General features: G+C 39.4%; 19 protein-coding genes. All 19 read left to right on the top strand.

What is annotated here, in order from left to right; translation table 11 throughout:
• Positions 1 to 123 precede the first annotated feature (123 nt).
• On the top strand, positions 124 to 1,209 hold the full coding sequence (gmd, locus tag ABFY19_RS13040; RefSeq protein ID WP_418791081.1) for a GDP-mannose 4,6-dehydratase: 1,086 nt from the start codon (positions 124 to 126) through the stop codon (positions 1,207 to 1,209).
• A 127-nt stretch (positions 1,210 to 1,336) separates the two neighbouring features.
• On the top strand, positions 1,337 to 1,891 hold the full coding sequence (locus ABFY19_RS13035; protein WP_418791080.1) for an ArsR family transcriptional regulator: 555 nt from the start codon (positions 1,337 to 1,339) through the stop codon (positions 1,889 to 1,891).
• Between the two features lie 2 nt (positions 1,892 to 1,893).
• On the top strand, positions 1,894 to 2,919 hold the full coding sequence (locus ABFY19_RS13030) for an NAD-dependent epimerase (protein WP_418791079.1): 1,026 nt from the start codon (positions 1,894 to 1,896) through the stop codon (positions 2,917 to 2,919).
• Positions 2,920 to 2,962: 43 nt separating this feature from the next.
• On the top strand, positions 2,963 to 3,796 hold the full coding sequence (locus tag ABFY19_RS13025; RefSeq protein ID WP_418791078.1) for an ABC transporter permease: 834 nt from the start codon (positions 2,963 to 2,965) through the stop codon (positions 3,794 to 3,796).
• 63 nt (positions 3,797 to 3,859) lie between these two features.
• A complete protein-coding gene (locus ABFY19_RS13020) occupies positions 3,860 to 5,140 on the top strand; it encodes an ABC transporter ATP-binding protein (RefSeq protein WP_418791077.1) in 1,281 nt (426 codons plus the stop codon).
• Positions 5,141 to 5,166: 26 nt separating this feature from the next.
• Complete coding sequence (locus ABFY19_RS13015; protein ID WP_418791076.1) at positions 5,167 to 6,201, top strand: polysaccharide pyruvyl transferase family protein; 1,035 nt, start codon at positions 5,167 to 5,169, stop codon at positions 6,199 to 6,201.
• Positions 6,202 to 6,206: 5 nt separating this feature from the next.
• Positions 6,207 to 7,721, top strand: a complete 1,515-nt coding sequence (locus tag ABFY19_RS13010) for a protein kinase domain-containing protein (RefSeq protein ID WP_418791075.1) — start codon at positions 6,207 to 6,209, stop codon at positions 7,719 to 7,721.
• Entirely contained in the window at positions 7,718 to 9,226 is a 1,509-nt protein-coding gene (locus tag ABFY19_RS13005) for a methyltransferase domain-containing protein (RefSeq protein WP_418791074.1), read from the top strand. Before ABFY19_RS13010 ends, ABFY19_RS13005 begins: the two co-directional genes overlap by 4 nt.
• Positions 9,227 to 9,284: 58 nt before the next feature.
• Complete coding sequence (locus ABFY19_RS13000) at positions 9,285 to 10,202, top strand: glycosyltransferase (protein WP_418791073.1); 918 nt, start codon at positions 9,285 to 9,287, stop codon at positions 10,200 to 10,202.
• A gap of 52 nt (positions 10,203 to 10,254) precedes the next feature.
• Entirely contained in the window at positions 10,255 to 11,421 is a 1,167-nt protein-coding gene (locus ABFY19_RS12995; protein WP_418791072.1) for a glycosyltransferase, read from the top strand.
• A 4-nt stretch (positions 11,422 to 11,425) separates the two neighbouring features.
• Positions 11,426 to 12,679 (top strand): glycosyltransferase family 4 protein, encoded by a 1,254-nt coding sequence (locus tag ABFY19_RS12990; protein ID WP_418791071.1) that lies wholly within the window; start codon positions 11,426 to 11,428, stop codon positions 12,677 to 12,679.
• Position 12,680: 1 nt separating this feature from the next.
• Positions 12,681 to 13,619 (top strand): GDP-L-fucose synthase, encoded by a 939-nt coding sequence (fcl, locus tag ABFY19_RS12985; RefSeq protein WP_418791070.1) that lies wholly within the window; start codon positions 12,681 to 12,683, stop codon positions 13,617 to 13,619.
• A gap of 1 nt (position 13,620) precedes the next feature.
• Positions 13,621 to 14,439 (top strand): glycosyltransferase family 2 protein, encoded by an 819-nt coding sequence (locus ABFY19_RS12980; protein WP_418791069.1) that lies wholly within the window; start codon positions 13,621 to 13,623, stop codon positions 14,437 to 14,439.
• On the top strand, positions 14,393 to 15,373 hold the full coding sequence (locus tag ABFY19_RS12975; RefSeq protein WP_418791068.1) for a glycosyltransferase family 2 protein: 981 nt from the start codon (positions 14,393 to 14,395) through the stop codon (positions 15,371 to 15,373). The genes ABFY19_RS12980 and ABFY19_RS12975 overlap by 47 nt, the downstream gene beginning before the upstream one ends.
• Before the next feature lie 24 nt (positions 15,374 to 15,397).
• Entirely contained in the window at positions 15,398 to 16,810 is a 1,413-nt protein-coding gene (locus ABFY19_RS12970; protein WP_418791066.1) for an O-antigen ligase family protein, read from the top strand.
• A gap of 1 nt (position 16,811) precedes the next feature.
• Positions 16,812 to 17,915, top strand: coding sequence for a glycosyltransferase family 4 protein (locus ABFY19_RS12965; protein WP_418791065.1), 1,104 nt, complete (start codon positions 16,812 to 16,814; stop codon positions 17,913 to 17,915).
• Complete coding sequence (locus tag ABFY19_RS12960) at positions 17,912 to 19,030, top strand: glycosyltransferase (protein ID WP_418791064.1); 1,119 nt, start codon at positions 17,912 to 17,914, stop codon at positions 19,028 to 19,030. The genes ABFY19_RS12965 and ABFY19_RS12960 overlap by 4 nt, the downstream gene beginning before the upstream one ends.
• 21 nt (positions 19,031 to 19,051) lie before the next feature.
• Entirely contained in the window at positions 19,052 to 20,437 is a 1,386-nt protein-coding gene (locus tag ABFY19_RS12955; RefSeq protein ID WP_418791063.1) for an undecaprenyl-phosphate glucose phosphotransferase, read from the top strand.
• 31 nt (positions 20,438 to 20,468) lie between these two features.
• The gene (galE, locus tag ABFY19_RS12950; RefSeq protein WP_418791062.1) at positions 20,469 to 21,470 is read left to right on the top strand and encodes a UDP-glucose 4-epimerase GalE; all 1,002 of its coding nucleotides are present in this window, start codon (positions 20,469 to 20,471) and stop codon (positions 21,468 to 21,470) included.
• Positions 21,471 to 21,541 lie beyond the last annotated feature (71 nt).

The following is a 21,541-nucleotide window of genomic DNA, read 5'->3' as shown; positions in this document are numbered from 1 at the left end:
TAAGCGGCTGGCGAAAAAGAAGGAATTCTGGGGTGTTTTCCCGAATTAAGACTAATTAATATAGTAATTGATTAACATAGTAATTGCATTATAAAACACTTATGTTTAGGAGATGAGCAAATTTTGAAAAAGGCGTTAATTACCGGAATCACAGGACAGGACGGCGCCTACCTGGCTGAATTCCTTTTAAATAAGGGATATCAGGTACATGGTGTTAAAAGAAGGTCATCCCTTTTCAATACAGATAGGATAGACCATCTTTACCAGGACCTGCATGAAGAAAATGTTAATTTTTTTCTTCATTACGGTGACCTGACTGATTCTACAAATTTAATCAGGATTGTTCAGGAAGTACAGCCTATAGAAATATATAACCTGGCTGCCCAGAGCCATGTGCAGGTATCTTTTGAGACCCCGGAATATACCGCAAATTCTGATGCCCTGGGAACCCTTAGGGTTTTGGAAGCAATCCGGATACTGGGATTAGCGGAGAAGACCCGCTTTTATCAGGCTTCAACCAGTGAGCTTTATGGTAAAGTACAGGAAATTCCACAGACGGAAAAAACACCTTTTTATCCGCGCAGCCCATATGCGGCAGCGAAATTATACTCTTACTGGATTACGGTAAACTACCGTGAGGCTTATAAAATGTTTGCCTGTAACGGGATTCTTTTTAATCATGAGTCACCATTACGGGGAGAGACTTTTGTAACCAGGAAGATAACCCGGGCCATAGCGCGGATTAAGCTGGACCTGCAGGACAAAATTTATTTGGGCAACCTGAATGCAAAAAGGGACTGGGGTTTTGCGGGAGATTATGTGGAGGCAATGTGGCTGATGCTGCAGCAGGATATAGCTGATGATTTTGTAATTGCCACAGGGGAAACACATTCTGTAAGGGAATTTGTTGAGCTGGCATTTGCTGAAGTGGGAATAGGAATTGAATGGCAGGGTGAAGGAACAGGTGAGAAGGGAATTGATAAGTCAACCGGCAGAGTGTTGGTGGAGGTGGACTCGAGATATTTCAGGCCTACTGAGGTAGAAATACTGCTGGGAGATCCGACCAAGGCCAGGGAAAAGCTGGACTGGAAGGCGAAGACAAGCTTCCGGGAACTGGTGAAAATGATGGTTGAAGCTGACTTGGAAGAGGCTAAGAGGGACTTGTTCTGTCAAAGAGAAGGGTTTAAGGTTAACAGGTATTATGAGTAGTAATTGGTTTTTTCCATGAAAAACTTTTCTCATGGAACGCTTTTCCCATGAAAGAGTTGACTTAACCACTAAACAAGAGTAAAATAATTACTCAGAAGAAGATGATTATTTTACTCTATTTTGTGTGGTGTATTATTTGTTAGAATCATTGATAACGTCAAAAACCAGAATAAAGCTGTTGTTAAAGTTTTTCCTCAATCCTGAGAACCAGGCATATCTTAGAGGATTGGCTGAGGAACTGGGAGAATCCACCAATGCTATAAGGGTGGAATTAAACCGCCTCACCGAAGCTGGTCTGCTTGAGAGTGCTACCAGCGGGAGGACTAAGCTTTACCGGGCTAATCAGAAGCACTCCCTTTTTCCGGACATTCATAGTGTAGTAAAAAAATACCTTGGCATTGATAAGGTACAAGCTATACTTAATGACATGGGTAAGGTGGAGCTTGCTTTTATAACAGGTGAATATGCTCACGGAATAGATTCCGGGATAATTGACCTGGTATTGGTGGGTGAAATAGATAAGGCTTATATTCAACATATTGTTGAGAAAGCGGAAAATATAATAAAAAGGAAAATCAGGGTTTTGGTTTTAAACAGGGAAGAGTACCGGCGGCTTAAAGAAAAACTGAAGTCTGAAAAGGCACTGGTTATTTGGGAAGAACGGAATGTGGGGGAAGAATAAAGTTGGAAAATGTATTGGTAACCGGAGCGGCAGGGTTTATTGGGTACCATTTCGCTTTAAGGCTGCTTAACCAAGGTTATAAAGTTACAGGACTTGACAATTTAAATAACTATTATGATGTTAATCTGAAGAAAGCCAGGCTGGAAAGGCTTCTTGAATTACCTAATTTTTGTTTTGAAAAGGCTGACCTGGCTGATCGTGAAGATACAGCCAGGATTTTTGATGTTTTTAAGCCTTATTATGTAGTTCACCTTGCGGCTCAGGCCGGTGTCCGCTATGGTTTTGAAAATCCGCATGCATATGCGGACTCTAACCTGACTGGGTTTTTGAATATTCTGGAGGGCTGCAGGCATAATGTGGTGAAACACCTGGTATATGCATCAAGCAGTTCGGTCTACGGGGCCAATACGAAGATGCCTTTCTCCGTACATGATAATGTTGATCACCCGGTAAGTCTGTATGCGGCAACCAAAAAGGCTAATGAACTGATGGCTCATTCATACAGCGCTTTGTATAATATACCCACTACGGGACTGCGATTTTTTACTGTATACGGGCCCTGGGGACGTCCTGATATGGCTTTATTCAAGTTTACGAAAAAAATCCTGGCAGGCGAGCCTATTGATGTTTACGACTATGGTAAACACAAGAGGGATTTTACATATATCGATGATATAGTTGAAGGCATGGTAAGGATATTAAACAGGATGCCTGAAGCTAACCCGGAGTGGTCCGGAGAACAGCCTGACCCGGGAACCAGTTTTGCCCCTTATAGAATTTATAACATAGGCAATAACAATCCGGTAAAGCTGCTGGACTTTATTGCGGTCCTGGAAAAATGTCTTGGCAGAAAGGCACAGATGAACTTGCTGCCAATGCAGCCGGGGGATGTGCCGGAGACGTTTGCTAATGTTGATGACTTGATGAAGGATGTGGATTTTAAGCCTAAGACAACCGTTGAAGAGGGCATTGCCTGTTTTGTGGAATGGTATAAGGGGTATTATGGAGTGCTAGTACAAAATGCCTAAAAGGTTAATATAAATAGAAATTGATTTAAGGCGGAATTGCTTTATGAATGAAGAACTTTCACAACATGAAATAATAATCGAACCGGGGCGTAAGTTTGAACAGTATTGGCGCGACCTGTGGAATTACAGGGAGCTGTTTTATTTTCTTGCTTGGCGTGATATTTTGGTGCGGTATAAGCAGACAGTTATCGGTGTTGCCTGGAGCGTAATCAGGCCACTATTGACAATGATAGTATTTACTGTAGTTTTTGGCAAACTGGCAAAGATGCCTTCTGAAGGTGCACCATATCCTATCCTTGTTTATGCTGCTATGCTGCCTTGGCAATTTTTTGCTAGTTCTCTAAGTGAAAGTAGTAACTCGCTGATTGTTAACGCAAACATGCTTTCTAAGGTTTATTTTCCTAGATTGATTGTACCTGCTAGTACTGTCATAGTTAGCACGGTGGATTTTCTAATTTCCTTTGTTATACTTATAATATTGATGATATGGTATAAGTTTGTTCCAGATATCCAGATATTGGTTCTGCCACTGTTTTTTTTGCAGGCATTGACTGCTTCATTAGGTTTTGGTTTGTGGTTGGCAGCTTTAAATGTAAAATATAGAGACTTTCGTTATGTAGTACCATTTATTATTCAGTTTGGATTGTATATTTCGCCTATTGGTTTTAGCAGTAGTATAGTGCCTGACCAGTGGAGATTATTGTATTCTATAAATCCAATGGTAGGTGTCATTGATGGCTTTCGATGGGCAATATTAGGCAATGTGGAGTTCTACTGGCAGGGGTTTCTATTATCGATTGGATTAACAGTGTTAATATTTGTGTTTGGGTTAAGATATTTTAGAAAGACAGAACGGTCTTTTGCTGATGTAATCTAGTAAATATAGTGCAGTAAAATTGTTGCATTCTATAATATTGATTATTAAGGTAAGGTATTTAATATGAGTACAATAATTGAGGTTGAAAATTTAGGGAAGAAGTATATTTTACGTCATCAAAAACAGGAGCGGTATATAGCTTTAAGGGACGTAATGACTGAGAAAGCAAAGAGGTGGGCGAAACGGGTATTGAATCCTGTTGCCGCTGCAGATAATAAGGATTTCAACCGGGAAGAATTTTGGGCCCTTAAAGATGTTTCGTTTAAAATCAATCAGGGAGATCGAGTGGGTATAATTGGAAGAAATGGTGCGGGAAAATCTACCTTGCTAAAAATTTTAAGCCGTATTACGGAACCAACAACAGGTCGCGTAAGATTAAAAGGCAGAGTGGCTAGTCTGCTTGAAGTTGGAACCGGTTTTCATCCGGAACTCACAGGTAGGGAAAACATATATTTAAACGGTGCAATTCTTGGAATGAGTAAAGGTGAGATTAAAAGGAAATTCGATGAAATAGTTGAATTTGCTGAAGTCGAGAAATTTCTTGATACGCCTGTAAAAAGATATTCTTCAGGGATGTACGTTAGGTTGGCATTTGCCGTAGCTGCCCATTTAGAACCTGAAATTCTTGTGGTTGATGAGGTGCTTGCTGTTGGTGATGCACAGTTTCAGAAAAAATCTCTAGGTAAAATGGAGGAAGTGGGAAAAGAAGGCAGGACTGTCTTATTTGTCAGCCATAACATGGCGGCAATAAAGAATTTGTGTACTTCCTCAATATTGCTCACACAAGGACAAGTGGAATATGTTGGAAAAACACAAATGGTTATTGACCAATATTTAAAAAGACTTAAACTTAAGCCGTTAATTGATTCTAATTTAATGCAGAACGATAATTTAGGGGTAACCTTAAGTAAAGTTGATTTATTAAATGATAGTGATGAAATTATATCAAGTACTCAATCTGGAGCATCTGTATCCATTAGAATGTCGTTTAGAACTAAAAAAGACTATGATAATTTGTTAGTGTCAATTGGAGTAAATACACAAGAAGATACGCGGGTGTGTGTTTTTCATACGGGATTGACAGAATCTAAATTGAAGTTAAATTCACCATATACTGATATAATATGCCGAATTCCTAAACTTCCATTGATACCTGGAACTTATAGATTATCTATTAAAGTTATGTCAAGCGAAAAATTATTGTTTTGGTTACCATTGTCATTTGACATTATGGTTGAAGAAGGCGATTTTTATGATACTGGACGTCTTCCGGGTAATTGGGGAGGGATTTGTATGATTGAACATATTTGGCTAGATAGATACTATAGCAGTCAAAGCACTTGAAATAATTATTTGTAGGAGAGAAATTTATGACAAAGAAAATTAAAATTTTATATTATGGGAGTTGTTGGCCCACTAATATAGGAAATGCGTTCGTGAATCTCGGCACTGTTAATGCTATAAAACGAGCCCTTGGAGAGACCGCCGATATTTACCATTTTGGCGGACTATCTTCATTCCTATTTAGAAAACATAATTATCCTGAAAACAACCTAAACATTGCTGACTTTACGGATTTTGAATATGTTATTATTGGTGGCATGACCCAATGTACAGCTAATTTTGAAGCCGCAGAATATATCTTGAAGAAATTTGTTAAAAATGGAACAAAAATTATAATTTCAGGTGGGGGAGCCGAAAAATATGACGATGATGAAGTAGAGGCTGTTAGGAGTTGGATGAAAAAATTACCTATATATGCCTTTGCTTCAAGGGACACCTATTCATATGAAAAATATGCTGATTTAGCAGGGTATAGTTTTGATGGAATTGATAGTGCATTTTTTATTTCAGATGATTTCAAACCTCTGCCATTAAATTTGGAATTTAATGTAGTAAACTTCGATATTTTAGATGAACCTACTCTTATTAACGTGTGCGGCAAGGATAATATAACTGAAATACGGAATAGAAAAATCGGTGATGTTTTATCAAATGCTCGTACTAAATTGAAAAAAGTATTAAAGGGAAAGGTTACTGCGTATCCGACTACGTTGGATATGGAGGGTAGGAAAGTTTTTAGAACTCATCATGCTCCTTGGCCAACAGAAACGCCTGAAAAACAGTTTGTTAGGAAGAATACTACAATATCGGATCTTCCTTCTGATTATTTAATGCTATATGCACAGGCAAAAACTGTATACTCTGACCGAATACATGCATGTATTGCTACTTTGGCTTTTGGAAATAAAGCTATGCTTTTTGGAGAAAATGTTCCCAGACTTAGAATGTTTGAACGTGTGGGAGTAGGCGATATAATTAAAAAACCTGTTAAAATGGATATGAAACACCTTGAGATATTAAAGGAAAAACAAGTACAATTTTTCCGAGATGTTATTACTTAGAGTTATTGGAAGGGACAAATAATTACATGATATTTGATCAAGAAGCCATTAATAACAAAATAAAATATCTTGATAAAATATTGCAGAATACGGAACTTGTAAATGAAGTCGTAAATAAACATCTTTCGAAACCTTATGAAATTTATAAGTTGGATAGAGTCTGGGAACCTGGTGGGGGTTCTACTCTTTTTAAAATTGCTACTGCATATAAAGAATATTTACTAAAAGTTAAGCATAAATCTGTTTGGGTTGAGAGTAGGCTGGAAAAGGAAAAAGAATTTACTCGAAAATCCTCCTTGCTAAATGAGTATGAATTTATTAATTACATTTCTACAGAGTGGGTTCCAGAAATACTGTTTTATGAAGAGGCCAATGATTTTTGTTTTTTAGCTCTTGAATATTTGCAAACTTTCAATAAACTAATAAATAAAATTTCTGTTGTTGAATTACTAGATGTCTGGCGAGAGATTTACGATAATGTGTATTATTTGTATCTGCAAGGAATTGTTCATACTGATATACATGAGCATAATATTTGTTTTAGAAACAAAAAGCCCATTTTGATTGATTTTGAGGAAGCTAAATTCATTGCTCAAAAGATGGATTTTAAAGATTCCCTGGATTACATTGGGCAAAATCAAATTGGAAATGTTGGTGAGTTTCCTAGTGGTTTTGGTATTGAAGGATTTACATGTTTAAGCAGATTAAAAAATGTATTTAAATTGCTCGTTACTAATAGCTTGCCTCAATTAATTGAAGAGTGTAATTTCGATCATAGTTGCCCTTTCAACAAGGATGAATTACAACATCCAGATCAAAGAATTTATCAATCTATAAATCTGCCTGGAATTTACGTTGAGGGACAAAGACCAATTCGAGATAGTAGGAAATTGATAGTTAGATATTTAATTTGTTTATTGGGTCGTCATATTAGCCCTATTAACTACTTGGATATCGGTTGTAATCTGGGAATGTTTTGTTTTCAAGCTGCAGTTTCACCAATTGTTAGACGTTCAATTGGTGTCGAAGCTCATTCTAAATATGTTGATTTAGCGAACATCCTTATGTTTTTGAACGATATTCCTAATACAGATATTTTACAATTTATTTGTGGAGAGGACAGGTTAGATGAACTTGACTCAAAAATTGACTTTATCACTATGTTGTCTGTTTACCACCATATATCCCAGAAAGAAAAATTATTAAAAGAGATCAAGATTCTTAATGTTCAATATTTGTTGGGTGAGTTTGCAACGCAAGATAGGTACTATCCTGAACGTGGTTCATTAAACGATGAAATTAATTTTATTCAGAATAAAACTGGTTTTAAATTTTGTTACTTGATAACTAAATCGAAGGATTATAATAGACCAATATACCTTTTTTCAAACTCTTACGTGTCAGTAATAAAACGATTATTCATAAAAATTCTTAGTTCAAGATTTTATTTTCTAGGGACCCCATTTTTAGTGATAGCTGAAAAATGGTCTAATGTTAAATACAGGAGAAATGAGAAATGAAAGTTATTAGGTTCCTTAGTAATAAGTATAAAGTTGATTTACTAACTAAGTTTAACAAAGCTCTTAAATGGGTTAAAGTTAACTCGATTACAGGTAAAGGAATAAAAGTAACTGCACAGAGTAAGGAGGTATATCCTGAAGTAACAGGATATTTTATTCCAACCTTAATTAACTGGGGCGAACGTGAACTAGCTTTACAATATGCAAATTGGTTAAAATCTATTCAAAAGCCAGATGGATCCTGGTTTGACCCGTTTGGGAAAAACCCTTATACTTTTGATACCGGACAGATATTAAAAGGTTTATTGGCCTTATTAGAACATTCCCCTAACTTTAAAGAACCCATAATAAAAGGATGCGACTGGATAATGAGTCAGATATTAGAAAGTGGTCAAGTTATAACTCCGGATGCATCTGCTTGGAGATTGCCAGGTGGAAGGGTTGTGCCGGAAGCTATACATCTTTATGCATTAGAACCTTTAAGAATGGCTGGCAACATATGGGGAATAAGAGATTATTCAAATGCAGTTGACAGAGCAATAAATTATTATTTAAAAGAAGTAAACTTGACTCGTTTTGATACCTTGTCCCATTTTCATGCATACATAATTGAAGCATTAATTGACCTAGGGTGTACTGAGTATGCTCAATCAACAATGCAGGAGGTTGCCAAATATCAAACAAAAAGTGGTAAAGTACCTTCTTACCCTGATGAAAAATGGGTATGTTCGACTGGACTTTTTCAATATGCTTTAATATGGTATAAGCTTGGGATATTTGATAGGGCTGAGAAAGCATTTAATTATGCTTGTGGGCTTCAAAATGCAAGTGGAGGCTTTTTCGGGAGTTATGGAAGGAGAGCAAATTACTTTCCGCGAGAAGAAATTAGTTGGGCAATAAAATATTTTTTGGACTGTTTTTACTGGAAAGTAAGGTCAAGTTTTAATGATGAAGTTTCGACTTTTTCTGATGAATTATATTACAGTGATGGTCGTTATCAATTTATTACTGAGAAAATAAGTCAAAACAAACTTACACGTGTATTAGATATGGGATGTGGAAAAGGTCGCTATATTAAACGATTAAAATCTGCTTTTCCTGGAATTGAAGCTTATGGTATGGATATATCTGAAAAAATGTTAGAGACTTTGCCTAAAAACATATATGCTTTTCAAGGGACTCTCTTAAATATGCCTTTCCCAGACGGATATTTTGATTCAGCTTTTTGTGTTGAAACGCTTGAACATGCAGTTAATATTCCTTCAGCAATCAGGGAAATGGGGCGTGTTATATCAAAGGGTGGGTTCTTAATTATTATAGATAAAAACAAAGAAAAGCAGGGGAAATTAAAAATTTCTGAATGGGAACAGTGGTTTACAGAGAACCAAGTTGCTGAGTTGTTGAAAAATCAAGGCTTTGATGTAGAAGTTTACAGCGGTATCGGGTATGAACAAAACGATGGTAGTGATCAACTATTTTTGGGTTGGGTAGCAAAAAAGCTATAAGAATTTATAGAAGCAGTTTGATAGATGATGTTAATCAAATGTTTTGGAGTGTTCGAAAATGTCTAAAAAGCCTCTGGTATCTATTATTTTACCTGTGTATAACGGCGAACGTTTCCTGGCAGATTCTATAGAAAGTTGTTTATCCCAAACCTATTTGAACTGGGAGTTAATAATTGTGGATGACGCATCTACTGACAATACTCCAAACATAATACAAAGATATGTAAACATGGATACGCGTATATATTACAAACAGCATTATACCAACAGTAAGCTTCCGGCTGCATTAAATACTGGCTTTAAAGCTGCGAAAGGGACCTATTTGACTTGGACTTCTGATGATAATTGCTATTGTCGGAAAGCAATTGCCACGATGGTTGAGTATTTAGAATGTAACCCGGATACAGATATGGTATATACAGATTATCAAATTATTGATGACCAAAGTAATTTATTGAAATATGTCAAGGTAGGGATGCCTGAAGGTTTATGGAAAGTCAATTGTGTAGGACCTTGTTTTCTTTATAAACGAATTATCTATGATAAACTTGGCGACTATGCAGAAGAATTATTTCTTGCAGAGGATTATGATTATTGGCTGCGAGCTTCCATTATCTTTAAAATGGAACCACTACATCAGAATTTATACCTATATAGGATGCATAGCAATTCCCTAACTAGTAAAGAAAAAAAAGATAGTATATTGTTAGCTACAGAAAAGACACTAAAACCACACTTGTTACAAAATTCAGTTCCTCCGTTTTTGAGGGCTAATGGATATATTGGACTTGCAAATATTGCGAAAGATACTCATAACAAGCTTAAGGGATGTAAGTATATGTTATTGGCATTAAAAAATGCACCGAGCTATTCCATTAACATTTTAACGACTCGGGAACGACGGCTGGTAAGTGAGCTATTGCTTGGGAAAAAGATTACTCAGGGAATTTATAGACTGTACAAGCAATTCAAGTAATTGACCTAATCCTTATTTTTGAATGTAATTGAATTAGTCTGGATGTGTTTTTATGAAAAAATTTCTAAAAAAAAAATTACCCCAGCCTATCATTAAGTGGATTCAGGATAAAAAAAAGAAATATAGAATTTATCAAAACATTAATGCTGATTTAGCGGCCAGTAAACAAAAAAGAGTCCTTATTTCTTATTTAACGGAACCGTTTGAAACTAACTTATCGTTCAGTCATCATACTAATGTGAATGAATGCACCCAAATAATAAAAATATTTATAAATATGGGATACTGTGTTGATGTCATTCACTGTCAGGACAAAGAAAATTTACCTTATATATTAAATAATCAGTATCATGTTATTTTTGGATTTGGCAATGCTTTTTATGAAGCAGTTCTTCATAACCCAAAAGCCAAAAAAGTAATATATCTTACAGAATCTCATCCCGACTTTTCAACTATGCGTGAGAGGGAAAGAGTAGATTATTTTTATAAAAGGCACGGTAAAAAGATAGGCTTAACGCGTTCTGAGTTATATTATAAGAAAGAATATATTGATATAGCTGATTATGGGATTCTGCTTGGGAGTACAACTACTTTGGAGACCTATCCATCTTTAAATGGAAGATTATTTGTTACAACTCCGACGGGTTTAATTAATAAAAATTATATGTATCAGGAAAGAGATTTTAATAAATCAAGAAAAAATTTTATCTGGTTTGGCTCTTATGGTGCTGTTCATAAAGGGTTGGACATTCTTATTGATGTTTTTGAAGGGCTACAGGAGATTACTTTGTATATATGTGGACTTTATCCGACGGAAGAGAGATTGTTTTCATTTAATAATAAGAACATAAAAAACCTTGGATTTGTAGAAGTAAATTCGAGTCAATTTATAGAGTTGATGAATAAATGTAGTTTCGTAATATTGCCTTCTTGTTCTGAAGGCATGTCAACATCAGTCTTAACATGTATGAATCATGCTCTTATTCCTATTGTTACGAGAGAAACGGGTATAGTTCTTAAAGAATTTGGTGTTTATCTTGATGATTATAGGGTTGAACATATTGCAGAGGTGGTTGTGGCATGTTCACGTTTGGATGCAGAAGAGTTAAGTATTCAGCATAAAAAGGTATATCAGTATTCTCGGAATAACTTTAATATTAAGGTATATACCTTACGTCTTTCGCTAATTTTACAAAAGTTACTTGAATATGAGGATTAAGAATATGATAATTTTACACTTGTCAACCAGTGTAATTTCACAGAGTGCAGCTTACCGTCTTCACAAAGGAATGTTAAATTTAGGTCTGGATTCCAAAATTCTTGTGGCAGGGAATTCAATAGATGATCCCACTGTGTTGAAACCAATACATAAATCTGAAAAAATTATGAATTTTTTGCGACAAAAGATTGAAACGTTACCTTTAAAGTTTTATCCCGAGCGTTCTGGATTCCCATTTTCTGCTGCCATTGTACCGAATAACGTTATTGGTCATATATCAACACTTAATCCAAGTTTGGTTCACTTACATTGGGTTTGCGGAGGTTTTTTAAGGATAGAATCTTTAAAACAAATAGCTAGACCAATTGTTTGGACTCTGCATGACAGTTGGGCATTTACCGGAGGGTGTCATCTCCCTTTTGATTGTGTAAGATACCGAGATGGGTGTAAAAAATGTCCTGTTCTTAATAGTTCCAAAGAAAAGGATATTTCCAGCAGGGTAATGAAGCGTAAACAAAAGGCTTGGAAGTCACTAAACATGACTATTGTTACACCCAGTAAATGGCTTGGAGAATGTGCTAGGTCAAGTATGCTCTTTAATAATAATAGAATTGAAACAATACCAAACGGAATAGACACCAATATATTTAAACCAATAGGTCGTAAAATGGCTAGAAAAATTCTTTCTTTACCCTTAGACAAAAAACTGGTGCTTTTTGGAGCGGTTAACAGTACTCGGGATCCTAATAAAGGTTTTAGGTTTTTACAGCAGGCTTTAAAAGAAATAAATTGTAAAGGCTTGGGTGACAAGGTACAGATAATAGTATTTGGTGGCTTAGAATCAGAAAAATTTTCTGATTCTGGGTTGAAGACAACTTTTTTAGGCAGACTACATGACGATATAAGCTTGGCTGTTCTATATTCCGCAGCTGATGTCTTTGTTGCTCCATCTATTCAGGAAAATTTACCTAACACTGTGATGGAGGCCCTTGCCTGCGGAACGCCTTGTGTTGCCTTCAATATCGGAGGCATGCCTGATATGATAGAACATCAGCGAAATGGGTATCTTGCCCGGCCTTTTGAGAAAAATGATCTGGCTTGCGGTATTGATTGGGTGCTTGGAAATGATAGTAGGTGGCAGTCAATGTCACATCGCGCCAGGGAAAAAGTTGAGCAGGAATTTGATATAAAGTTGATTGCCGGGAGATATCTGAAACTTTATCAGGATATTTTAAGCCAGAAACCGTATGGAGGATAATATGCAAAAAAAATCCAAAATCTATATAGCTGGTCATAATGGACTCGTTGGCTCGGCCATTAAAAGAAAACTTGAAAGAGCTGGTTATCCAAATCTAGTGTGTCGGACAAGGACTGAACTTGACTTAAGAAACCAGGCGGCCGTTGCAGAATTCTTTGCCCAAGAGCGCCCGGAATTTGTGTTCCTTGCTGCCGCTAAGGTTGGCGGCATATATGCCAACAATACTTATCCGGCTGAATTCATCTATGACAACATAGCTATTGAAGCAAATATCATACATGCTGCTTACAGGTATGAAGTTAGAAAACTGCTTTTCCTGGGAAGTTCCTGTATTTATCCTAAGTTTGCTCCCCAGCCGATGCAAGAGGAGCATTTGCTTACCGGATTGCTTGAGCCCACCAATGAGCCTTATGCCATAGCCAAAATTGCGGGTATTAAAATGTGTGAATCATACAATAGACAGTACGGGACTGACTTTGTATCTGTGATGCCCACTAATCTGTATGGTCCCTATGATAATTTTGATCCAAAGAACTCCCATGTGCTTCCGGCCTTGATACGCAGGTTCCATGAAGCAAAAACTACAGATAAACCTGTTGTTGAAATATGGGGTACCGGGAACCCCAAGAGAGAATTCCTCTATGTGGATGATCTGGCAGATGCCTGTGTTTTTTTGATGCAAAATTACACTTATCAAGATATTGGTTCTTTTGTTAATATCGGCACGGGACAGGACCTGACCATCAGGGAATTGGCTGAGCTAATCAAAGGTATTGTGGGATACCATGGGGAATTGAGGTTTAATTCAGAGAAACCAGATGGTACTCCCCGCAAACTTCTGGATATTTGTCGGATGCGATCACTAGGTTGGGAGGCTGAGACCAAACTTGAGGATGGAATACGAATGGTTTACGAATGGTTTAAGTCACAAGGGGGATAAGATGTGTAACAATGAACAGCCTTTAGTATCCATAATTACAGTGACTTTAAACAGTGAGAGGCATCTAGAAGATACTATCAAGAGTATAGCCGGTCAGACCTACCCTAATATAGAGTACATAATTATTGACGGCGGTTCTGTTGACAGTACACCACAAATAATCAGGAAATATAGAGAAAACATTGTCAGATGGATAAGCGAGCCTGATCAGGGTATTTATGATGCCATGAACAAGGGGATCAAAATGAGTACCGGTGAGATCATTGGAATTATCAATTCTGACGATTGGTATGAACTGGATACCGTGGAGAGGGTCGTTAGGGAATCATTGGAGCACCCCGAGAGTGATGTGTTTCATGGGGACCTAATGATTTTCTCTCCTGAAGGAGAGAGAATATTTCTATATAAACCTGACCCTGATTTTAAAAATATCTGGCATGATATGACCATTCTTCATCCAACCTGTTTTGTCAGGAAAAGCATTTATAAGAAACATGGTCTGTTCAGTGATCAGTACAGGATAGTTGCCGATTACGAATTTATTATTCGGTTGTTTAAAGCGGGAGTAGGATTCCGATATATTAACAGGGTGCTGGCTAACCAGCGAATTGGCGGAATAAGCTGTACCAGGGATAGGGATGCCATCATAGAGAACAGGAAAATTGTAATCAGCCACGGACTTTCTCCTTTTACCGCCTATTATGATATGTTTTTTAAACTGACCAAACGTAGAATAAGTAAATTTTTGGAAAGGCATGACTTGAAGGCAATTATTGAACTTAAGAAAAGGTTCCAGAAACGGAAATATTACAGGCATTAAGCAAGGTGATGATATGGACCTGTCGATTATTCTAGTAAACTATAATACAAGAGGACTGCTGCGGGACTGCTTGAAATCTGTGTATGACAATAAACCCGGACTGGAATATGAAGTTTTTGTTGTTGATAACGGTTCGGTTGATGGCAGCCTGAAGATGCTGGCAAAGGAGTATCCCCAGGTTAGGGTTATCGCCAATGGAGATAATCTGGGGTTTGCCGGAGCCAACAATAAAGCTATCAAACAGTGTCTGGGACAATATATTCTGTTGCTTAACAGTGATACACTGATAATTGATAGGGATTCATTTGACAATATGGTTAATTATATTGCAACCCGTCCTGATATAGGAATCTTGGGCTGTATGCTGCTGAACAAGGATTATTCTTTACAGCTCTCATACGGGAAATTTCCTACACTTGGCACTGAATTTTCCCAGAAATTCATCAATTTTATGTTCTCTAGGGGAGGCGGGCCGTATTATGCAAAAATCGCGGCAGAGTATCGGGAGGAACATCCGGTTGACTGGGTGACCGGGGCGTGTCTACTGGTACGTCTGGAGGCTGTTCAGCAGGCCGGGCTTTTAGATGAAAGGTTTTTTATGTATTTTGAAGATGTGGATTGGTGTCGCCGCATAAATAACTGCGGGTGGCGGATTGTTTATTTTCCAGGAGCAAGGGTAATCCACTTGTTGGGAGGGAGTGCTCCTAAACAGTCCAATATTTCAGTAATATACAAGGAAAGCCAGCTCCGCTATTACCATAAACACAGGAACAAGGTAGAAGTAAATTTGCTGAGGGCTATTCAGGTGGTCAAACACCTGGCCCTGTTGGTGAAATTAAAATTTTATGGACTGATAACTTGCAAGGATGTATCAGATGAATCCAAAAAACTTATCGGAGTCATCAGGATTTTTTGGAGCAAATCTATGCCATAATTATCTCAAAGGTTGTGTCTATTCATGTACGTTGAAACTGACAGGAACTTATACAGGTTTTTTGTAGCGGTGGTTGCCTTTACCTTGGTATTCCCCAAAGCGGGTAATACTGTAAACGGAATTCCCCTTACGGTAGCCAACATGTTTTTAGGAATACTGATTCTGTGGGTAATTTCCAGGAGGATACGGCTGAAAACTCCTATTGCTGACAGGGTATACTTGCTGTATACCTGTCTAATCCTGCTGGTCCCTTGGGTATTTTCAGCAGGAAATATTATTGCCTATGTTAAAATAGTCATGCCGCTTTTTGTATCCCTGACAGTTTACTATTGGGTTAAGCCGATAACACAGGCGCTGGTTTCAGGCAGAAGGCGTTTAGATATTCTGGTCAGGGTGATGGCAGTTTCCGTTATTATTATCGCTATATATGGTTTTATACAAAAGTTATTTGGCCATTATGATACTATTATCCCAGGTCTTACCATGTCATTTTCCGATTCCGTGATTCCCGATATATTTTATCAGAAAAAGAACCTTGTTGGTGTACCCGGATTTTCAGAAAATGTTCATAAAGTAACCTCTACTTATCAGAACGGGAACTTGTTCGGCACTATCCTCGTGATGCTGATGTTTCCAGTAACGGCAGCGTTTCTTTATGCCCAGGATTGGAATGACAAAATTTTATATGGGACTGCCGTAGTCCTGGTTTTTGCTTTAGTTCCTTTTACCCTTGCCCGCAGTGTTCTCTTTGGTGCATTGGTTGGTGTGGGGATATTTTTTTTAATGCAGCGCAACAAAAGGAATAAAATAATCATAGCATGCCTGGTATTGCTCATGGGTTTTATGATCTTACCCAGTCCTTTTATGAGAGCAAGGATGATTATGACGTTCTTCGATCCATCAATGAACGGACGGATCCAGCGTATGGATACTGTTAGCACCCTTGTTTCCGAGTCTATTTCTCCACTTGGAGCAGATGGAAATAACAGTATTATTGAAAAAGAGAACGTTGTAGAAAAAATGAACGGTACAGGCATAAAAACTGAAAATCTTCTGTGGCTGACCAGACTTTTTGGTTTTGGGTTTGTTGGGGATGAGACTAAGAAAATTACGAGTTTTTGGGACCTTTATACTGAAAACATGTATTTTACTACCTGTGTTTTTACCGGTTTGGCAGGTATGCTGCTCTTTGTTCTTGTAATTGGTCGATCACTTTATATTCTTTCTAAATATTTAAGAAATGGATTTATCCGTATGGATTTTTTATCCAGTCTGGCTGCCGGGATATTCTGCAGTTTAGTGGCGTTTTTGTGTCAGGCGTTTATTGAAGGGCCGCTGAGTCTGCCGCCGACAGGATTCGTACTCTGGTTTCTGGCAGGCCTGGGACATTCAGTAGTAGGTTTAGAATTTGAAACAATCGGGTTTGAGAGGATTTAATATGCGGATAGTAATTGATGCCAGGATGATTACAAATGAAATGCATGGGATTGCCAGATACACCTATAACCTGGCAGACCGGCTGACAAGTATTGACCCGAAAAATGAATATATCTTACTGGCAGGCAATGACTGCCTGGCAGGATTTGCAGCAGACAGGCCAAACTGCCGCCTGGAGCGTGTCAGGTCAAAGTTTATTTCCATAGCTGAACAGGTGGAACTGCCGTTAGTATTAAAAGGGCTACGGGCTGACCTTTTTCACAGCCCGTCTTTTGTAGCCCCCTTATTTTGCCCCTGCAGGCTTATAATGACAGTTCATGATGTGAACCACATGCTATTTCCCCAATATTATGGGCGGATACACCAGTTATATTACAGGCATATTGTCAGGCCTTCAGTTCTGAAGGCTCAAAAAATATTGACCGTATCCTGTTTTTCCCGCAGTGAAATCATAAAGTTTTTGGGTGTTTCACCCGAAAAAATTATTGTAACATATAACGGTATCGACAGGGCATTTAAAGTGATTGATAAACTTGATATTCTAAAAGAAGTCAGGAGCAGGTATCGGTTGCCCGCTAAATTTATTTTATATGTGGGGAACAGGAAGCCGCATAAAAATGTTCAGCGCCTTATTGAAGCATTTTCCAAACTCAGTACGGATTTTAGTCTGGTACTGATTGGAAAGGCTGACAGGCGTCTGGTGAGCCAGGCAGAAAACATGGGCCTGACAGGCAGATTAGTATTTACTGGTGATGTAACTGAAAACGACCTTCCCGTTTTGTATAACCTGGCTGGGCTTTTTGTTTTCCCTTCACTTTATGAGGGTTTCGGCCTTCCGCCGCTGGAGGCAATGGCTTGTGGGACACCTGTGATTACTTCAAACCGTTCCTCACTGCCGGAAGTAGCCGGGGAGGCTGCCGCTCTGGTTGACCCTTACAGTTCTGAGGAACTGGCTGCGGCCATTGACCGGGTTTTGAAAGATGAGGGCTTGTGCAGGCAGATGAGAGAGAATGGCTTGCTGCAGGCAGCGAAGTTTTCTTGGGAGGAAACCGCCAGGCAGACCCTGGAGGTTTATGAAGAAGTACTGGAGGGACAGCTGAAATGAAAATCGCTATAGTCCACGACTGGCTGGCCAATATGGGCGGTTCTGAAAAGGTTGTCCTGGCCTTTAAGGAGATTTTCCCTGATGCGCCAATATATACAACTGTCTATAATCCTGATAGGGTAGATTCCGCTTTTCATAATATGGATATCAGGACCTCTTTTATACAAAAACTGCCGCGGGGCAGGACGGCATACCAGTCCTACCTGCCGTTGATGCCAACTGCGGTTGAGCAGTTTGACTTCAGCGGTTTTGATGTCGTCCTCAGCAGCAGTCATGCGGTAGCCAAAGGTGTGCTCACAGGGGCCAATACCCTTAATATTAGCTATTGCCATACACCCATGCGTTATGCCTGGGACTTTTACCATGAATACCTGAATGGGCCTGGGGCAGGCCGAGTCAAGAGAAAGCTGATTCCCTGGCTGATGAATTATATCCGTATGTGGGACAGGATTTCTGCAGACAGAGTGGATTATTTTATCGCTAACTCAGGGTATGTGGCCCGGAGAATAAAGAAGCACTACCGGCGCGAATCAGAGGTAATCTATCCACCGGTGGACACGTCTTTTTATTCCCCGTCAGACTTGACAGTGGCGGCTAAGATAGGGGATTACTATTTCACTGTTTCCCGCCTGATACCATATAAGAGGATTGACCTAGCGGTTGAAGCCTTCACCCGCCTAGGGGTACCCCTTAGGATAGCCGGAGACGGCCCGGAACGGAAGAGGCTGGAGAAAATGGCCGGCCCAAATGTTGAGTTCCTGGGCAGGGTATCTGATGCCGAGATGAAAAAACTATATGCTTCTTGTAAGGCATTCATTTTTCCGGGGGAAGAGGATTTTGGCATTACACCTGTTGAGGCCCAGGCGGCTGGGCGGCCGGTGATAGCTTTTGGCGCCGGGGGGGCCCTGGAGACGGTGCTGCCGGGTGTTACCGGGGAGTTTTTTCAGCCCCAGACAGCGGAAGCGCTGGCAGGGGTTATTAATAAGTTTGACTCTGGTAAATACATTACTGAAATTATTTGCGATCATGCAGCGGGTTTTGACCGGGAGTTGTTTAAAAAACACATATTAACTTTCATTGAAGATAAATACCGGGAATTCAAAGAAAACGCTTAATTATTTTTGGGGGAGATACTCTTGCTTAAGAAGTACCAGCGGTTTTTCAATCTGATAATGTTTGCCCTTGATGGGTTTATACTGATACTCTCATATTTTGCCGCTTATGTCTTTAAGTGGGGCTTTTATCCAATAAGCCAGATGGATTATCTGTACCTTAAAGCTCCTTTATGGATGATTCCTCTGGTACTTATGGTATACTTTTTTATGGAAGTATATTCTCCTATGCGGAGCCGGATGTTTCGCAAGGAAATGCTGCTTATTATCCGGTCCCATGCAATAGGTATGGTACTTATTTACGGCCTGCTTTACCTTACTAAAATGTATATATACTCTAGGGTAGTGTTGTTTACTTTTGGGGTTGTTTCAATAGTACTGATACTCCTGGAGCGGTTCATCATGCGCCGGGCACTCCGGTACCTGCGGTCTATCGGGTATAACCAGAAACATTTATTGGTTGTGGGAGCGGGAACAGTAGGGGTGGAATTTGCCCAAAAGGCCATGTCTCATAAAGAGTTTGGCTATAATGTGCTGGGCTTTCTGGATGATGACAGGGATAAGAAAGGCAGCGAGGTTTTGAACCGTAAGGTCTTGGGGGATTGCAGCATACTGCCGGACCTGCTTGCTTCCAAAACTGTTGATGAGGTTATTGTGGCTTTACCGCTGAGTGCTTATCAAAAATATCATGACATTGTTGATATATGCGAAAAAGCCGGAGTAAGGGTGCGCATTATCCCTGACTATTTTGACTATTTACCGGGGCGGCCCAAGGTGGAGGAATTTGATGAAATCCCCCTGCTCAATATACGCCATGTTCCCCTTGATGACCCATTTAACAGGTTTGTCAAAAGACTGTTTGATATTTTGGTTTCCTTGACGGCAATAATAATTTCCCTGCCGTTGATGGTTATCATAACATTTGGTGTCATTTTGTCTTCCCGAGGCCCTATTTTTTTCAAACAGGAGCGGGTTGGCCTGAATAACAGGCGTTTTAACATGTATAAATTTCGCTCAATGCGGGTTGCTGATAATGCTGATACTGGATGGACAACTGCAGATGACCCGCGAAAAACATGGTTCGGGATACTTATCAGGAAGACCAGCCTTGACGAGCTGCCGCAGTTTTTCAATGTCCTGCTTGGTGACATGAGTGTTGTCGGTCCTAGGCCGGAACGACCGTTTTTTGTGGAACAGTTCAGGGAACAGGTTCCCAAGTATATGGTCAAACACCAAGTGAAGCCGGGTATCACCGGATGGGCCCAGGTAAATGGTTGGCGGGGGGATACGTCCATAGAAAAACGGATTGAGTTTGATATCTACTATATAGAAAACTGGGATTTATTATTTGACATAAAAATAATGTTATTAACTGTTGTTAAAGGATTAATTAACAAGAATGCATATTGATTAATGCATATTGATTAGGGGAGGCTTCACTTTGCGCGTACTTGTAACCGGCGGTGCCGGATATATTGGCAGTCATACGGTCAGGGAACTGATGCGGAATAATAATGAAGTAGTTATTTTGGACAACCTCTGCAAGGGGCATCGTAGTGCAGTGCCTAGAGGCGTTCCTTTTGAAGAAGGGGATATTGCCGACAGGGCTCTGGTACAAAATATTTTGCGGCGGTATGGCATCGAGGCGGTGATGCATTTTGCCGCTTTCAGCCTGGTAGGGGAGTCAATGGAAGACCCGGCGCCGTATTTCAGGAATAACACAGTCGGCAGTCTGGCTCTTTTGGAGACATTGGTGCAAAATAATATTAAAAAGGTAATTTTCTCATCTACCGCTGCCGTTTACGGCGAACCTGAACACTGGCCGGTTACTGAAAATGATGCCAAAGCTCCGACAAACAATTACGGCCTCTCCAAGCTGATGATAGAAGAGATACTCAGGAGCTTTGACCGGGCGTATGGGTTAAACTATGTCAGCTTGCGTTATTTTAATGCCGCCGGGGCCCACATTTCAGGCGAAATAGGTGAGGACCATGACCCGGAGACACACTTAATACCATTGGTTCTGCAGACTGCCCTGGGTCAGAGGGAGAGTATCAAAATATTCGGGACTGATTACCCTACACCTGACGGGACGTGTGTCAGAGATTATATTCATGTGACAGACCTGGCCAATGCCCATGTTTTGGCACTGGAGTACCTAGATAGGAAAAATGTCTCCAATATATTTAATCTGGGCAATGGTGAAGGCTTTTCCGTCAGGCAGGTTATTGATTCAGCAGTCCGGGTAACAGGAAGGAAGATCACTGTTGTAGAGGCTGAGCGGCGGGCAGGAGACCCGGCAATACTGGTTGCTGGATCTGACAGGATAAAGCAGGAATTGGGATGGAAACCGGAGTACACGGGTATTGATGCAATAGTTGCAGCAGCCTGGAAATGGCATCTCAATCATCCCGAGGGGTTTGGGGACAGGAAACAGAAATGAGAAAAAGCGGTTGCAGGGCAAATTATTATATATTGTAATTTACCGAACTTTTTGCTATCTTTATATTTGGA

Origin of the sequence: Phosphitispora sp. TUW77 (assembly GCF_048453025.1) — a bacterium.
In the GTDB taxonomy this organism is placed as follows: domain Bacteria; phylum Bacillota; class Thermincolia; order Thermincolales; family UBA2595; genus Phosphitispora.
The sequence above is the reverse complement of the archived record's forward strand: the minus strand, read 5'-3'. Positions and strand labels throughout refer to the sequence as shown.

Coding starts and splice junctions, on each gene's coding strand:
- ABFY19_RS12970 (WP_418791066.1), top strand. CDS start 15,398: ATGTACGTTGAAACTGACAGGAACTTATACAGGTTTTTTGTAGCGGTG.
- ABFY19_RS12990 (WP_418791071.1), top strand. CDS start 11,426: ATGATAATTTTACACTTGTCAACCAGTGTAATTTCACAGAGTGCAGCT.
- ABFY19_RS13020 (WP_418791077.1), top strand. CDS start 3,860: ATGAGTACAATAATTGAGGTTGAAAATTTAGGGAAGAAGTATATTTTA.
- ABFY19_RS13025 (WP_418791078.1), top strand. CDS start 2,963: ATGAATGAAGAACTTTCACAACATGAAATAATAATCGAACCGGGGCGT.
- ABFY19_RS13005 (WP_418791074.1), top strand. CDS start 7,718: ATGAAAGTTATTAGGTTCCTTAGTAATAAGTATAAAGTTGATTTACTA.
- ABFY19_RS12980 (WP_418791069.1), top strand. CDS start 13,621: ATGTGTAACAATGAACAGCCTTTAGTATCCATAATTACAGTGACTTTA.
- fcl (WP_418791070.1), top strand. CDS start 12,681: ATGCAAAAAAAATCCAAAATCTATATAGCTGGTCATAATGGACTCGTT.
- ABFY19_RS12965 (WP_418791065.1), top strand. CDS start 16,812: ATGCGGATAGTAATTGATGCCAGGATGATTACAAATGAAATGCATGGG.
- ABFY19_RS12960 (WP_418791064.1), top strand. CDS start 17,912: ATGAAAATCGCTATAGTCCACGACTGGCTGGCCAATATGGGCGGTTCT.
- ABFY19_RS12995 (WP_418791072.1), top strand. CDS start 10,255: ATGAAAAAATTTCTAAAAAAAAAATTACCCCAGCCTATCATTAAGTGG.
- ABFY19_RS13000 (WP_418791073.1), top strand. CDS start 9,285: ATGTCTAAAAAGCCTCTGGTATCTATTATTTTACCTGTGTATAACGGC.
- ABFY19_RS13015 (WP_418791076.1), top strand. CDS start 5,167: ATGACAAAGAAAATTAAAATTTTATATTATGGGAGTTGTTGGCCCACT.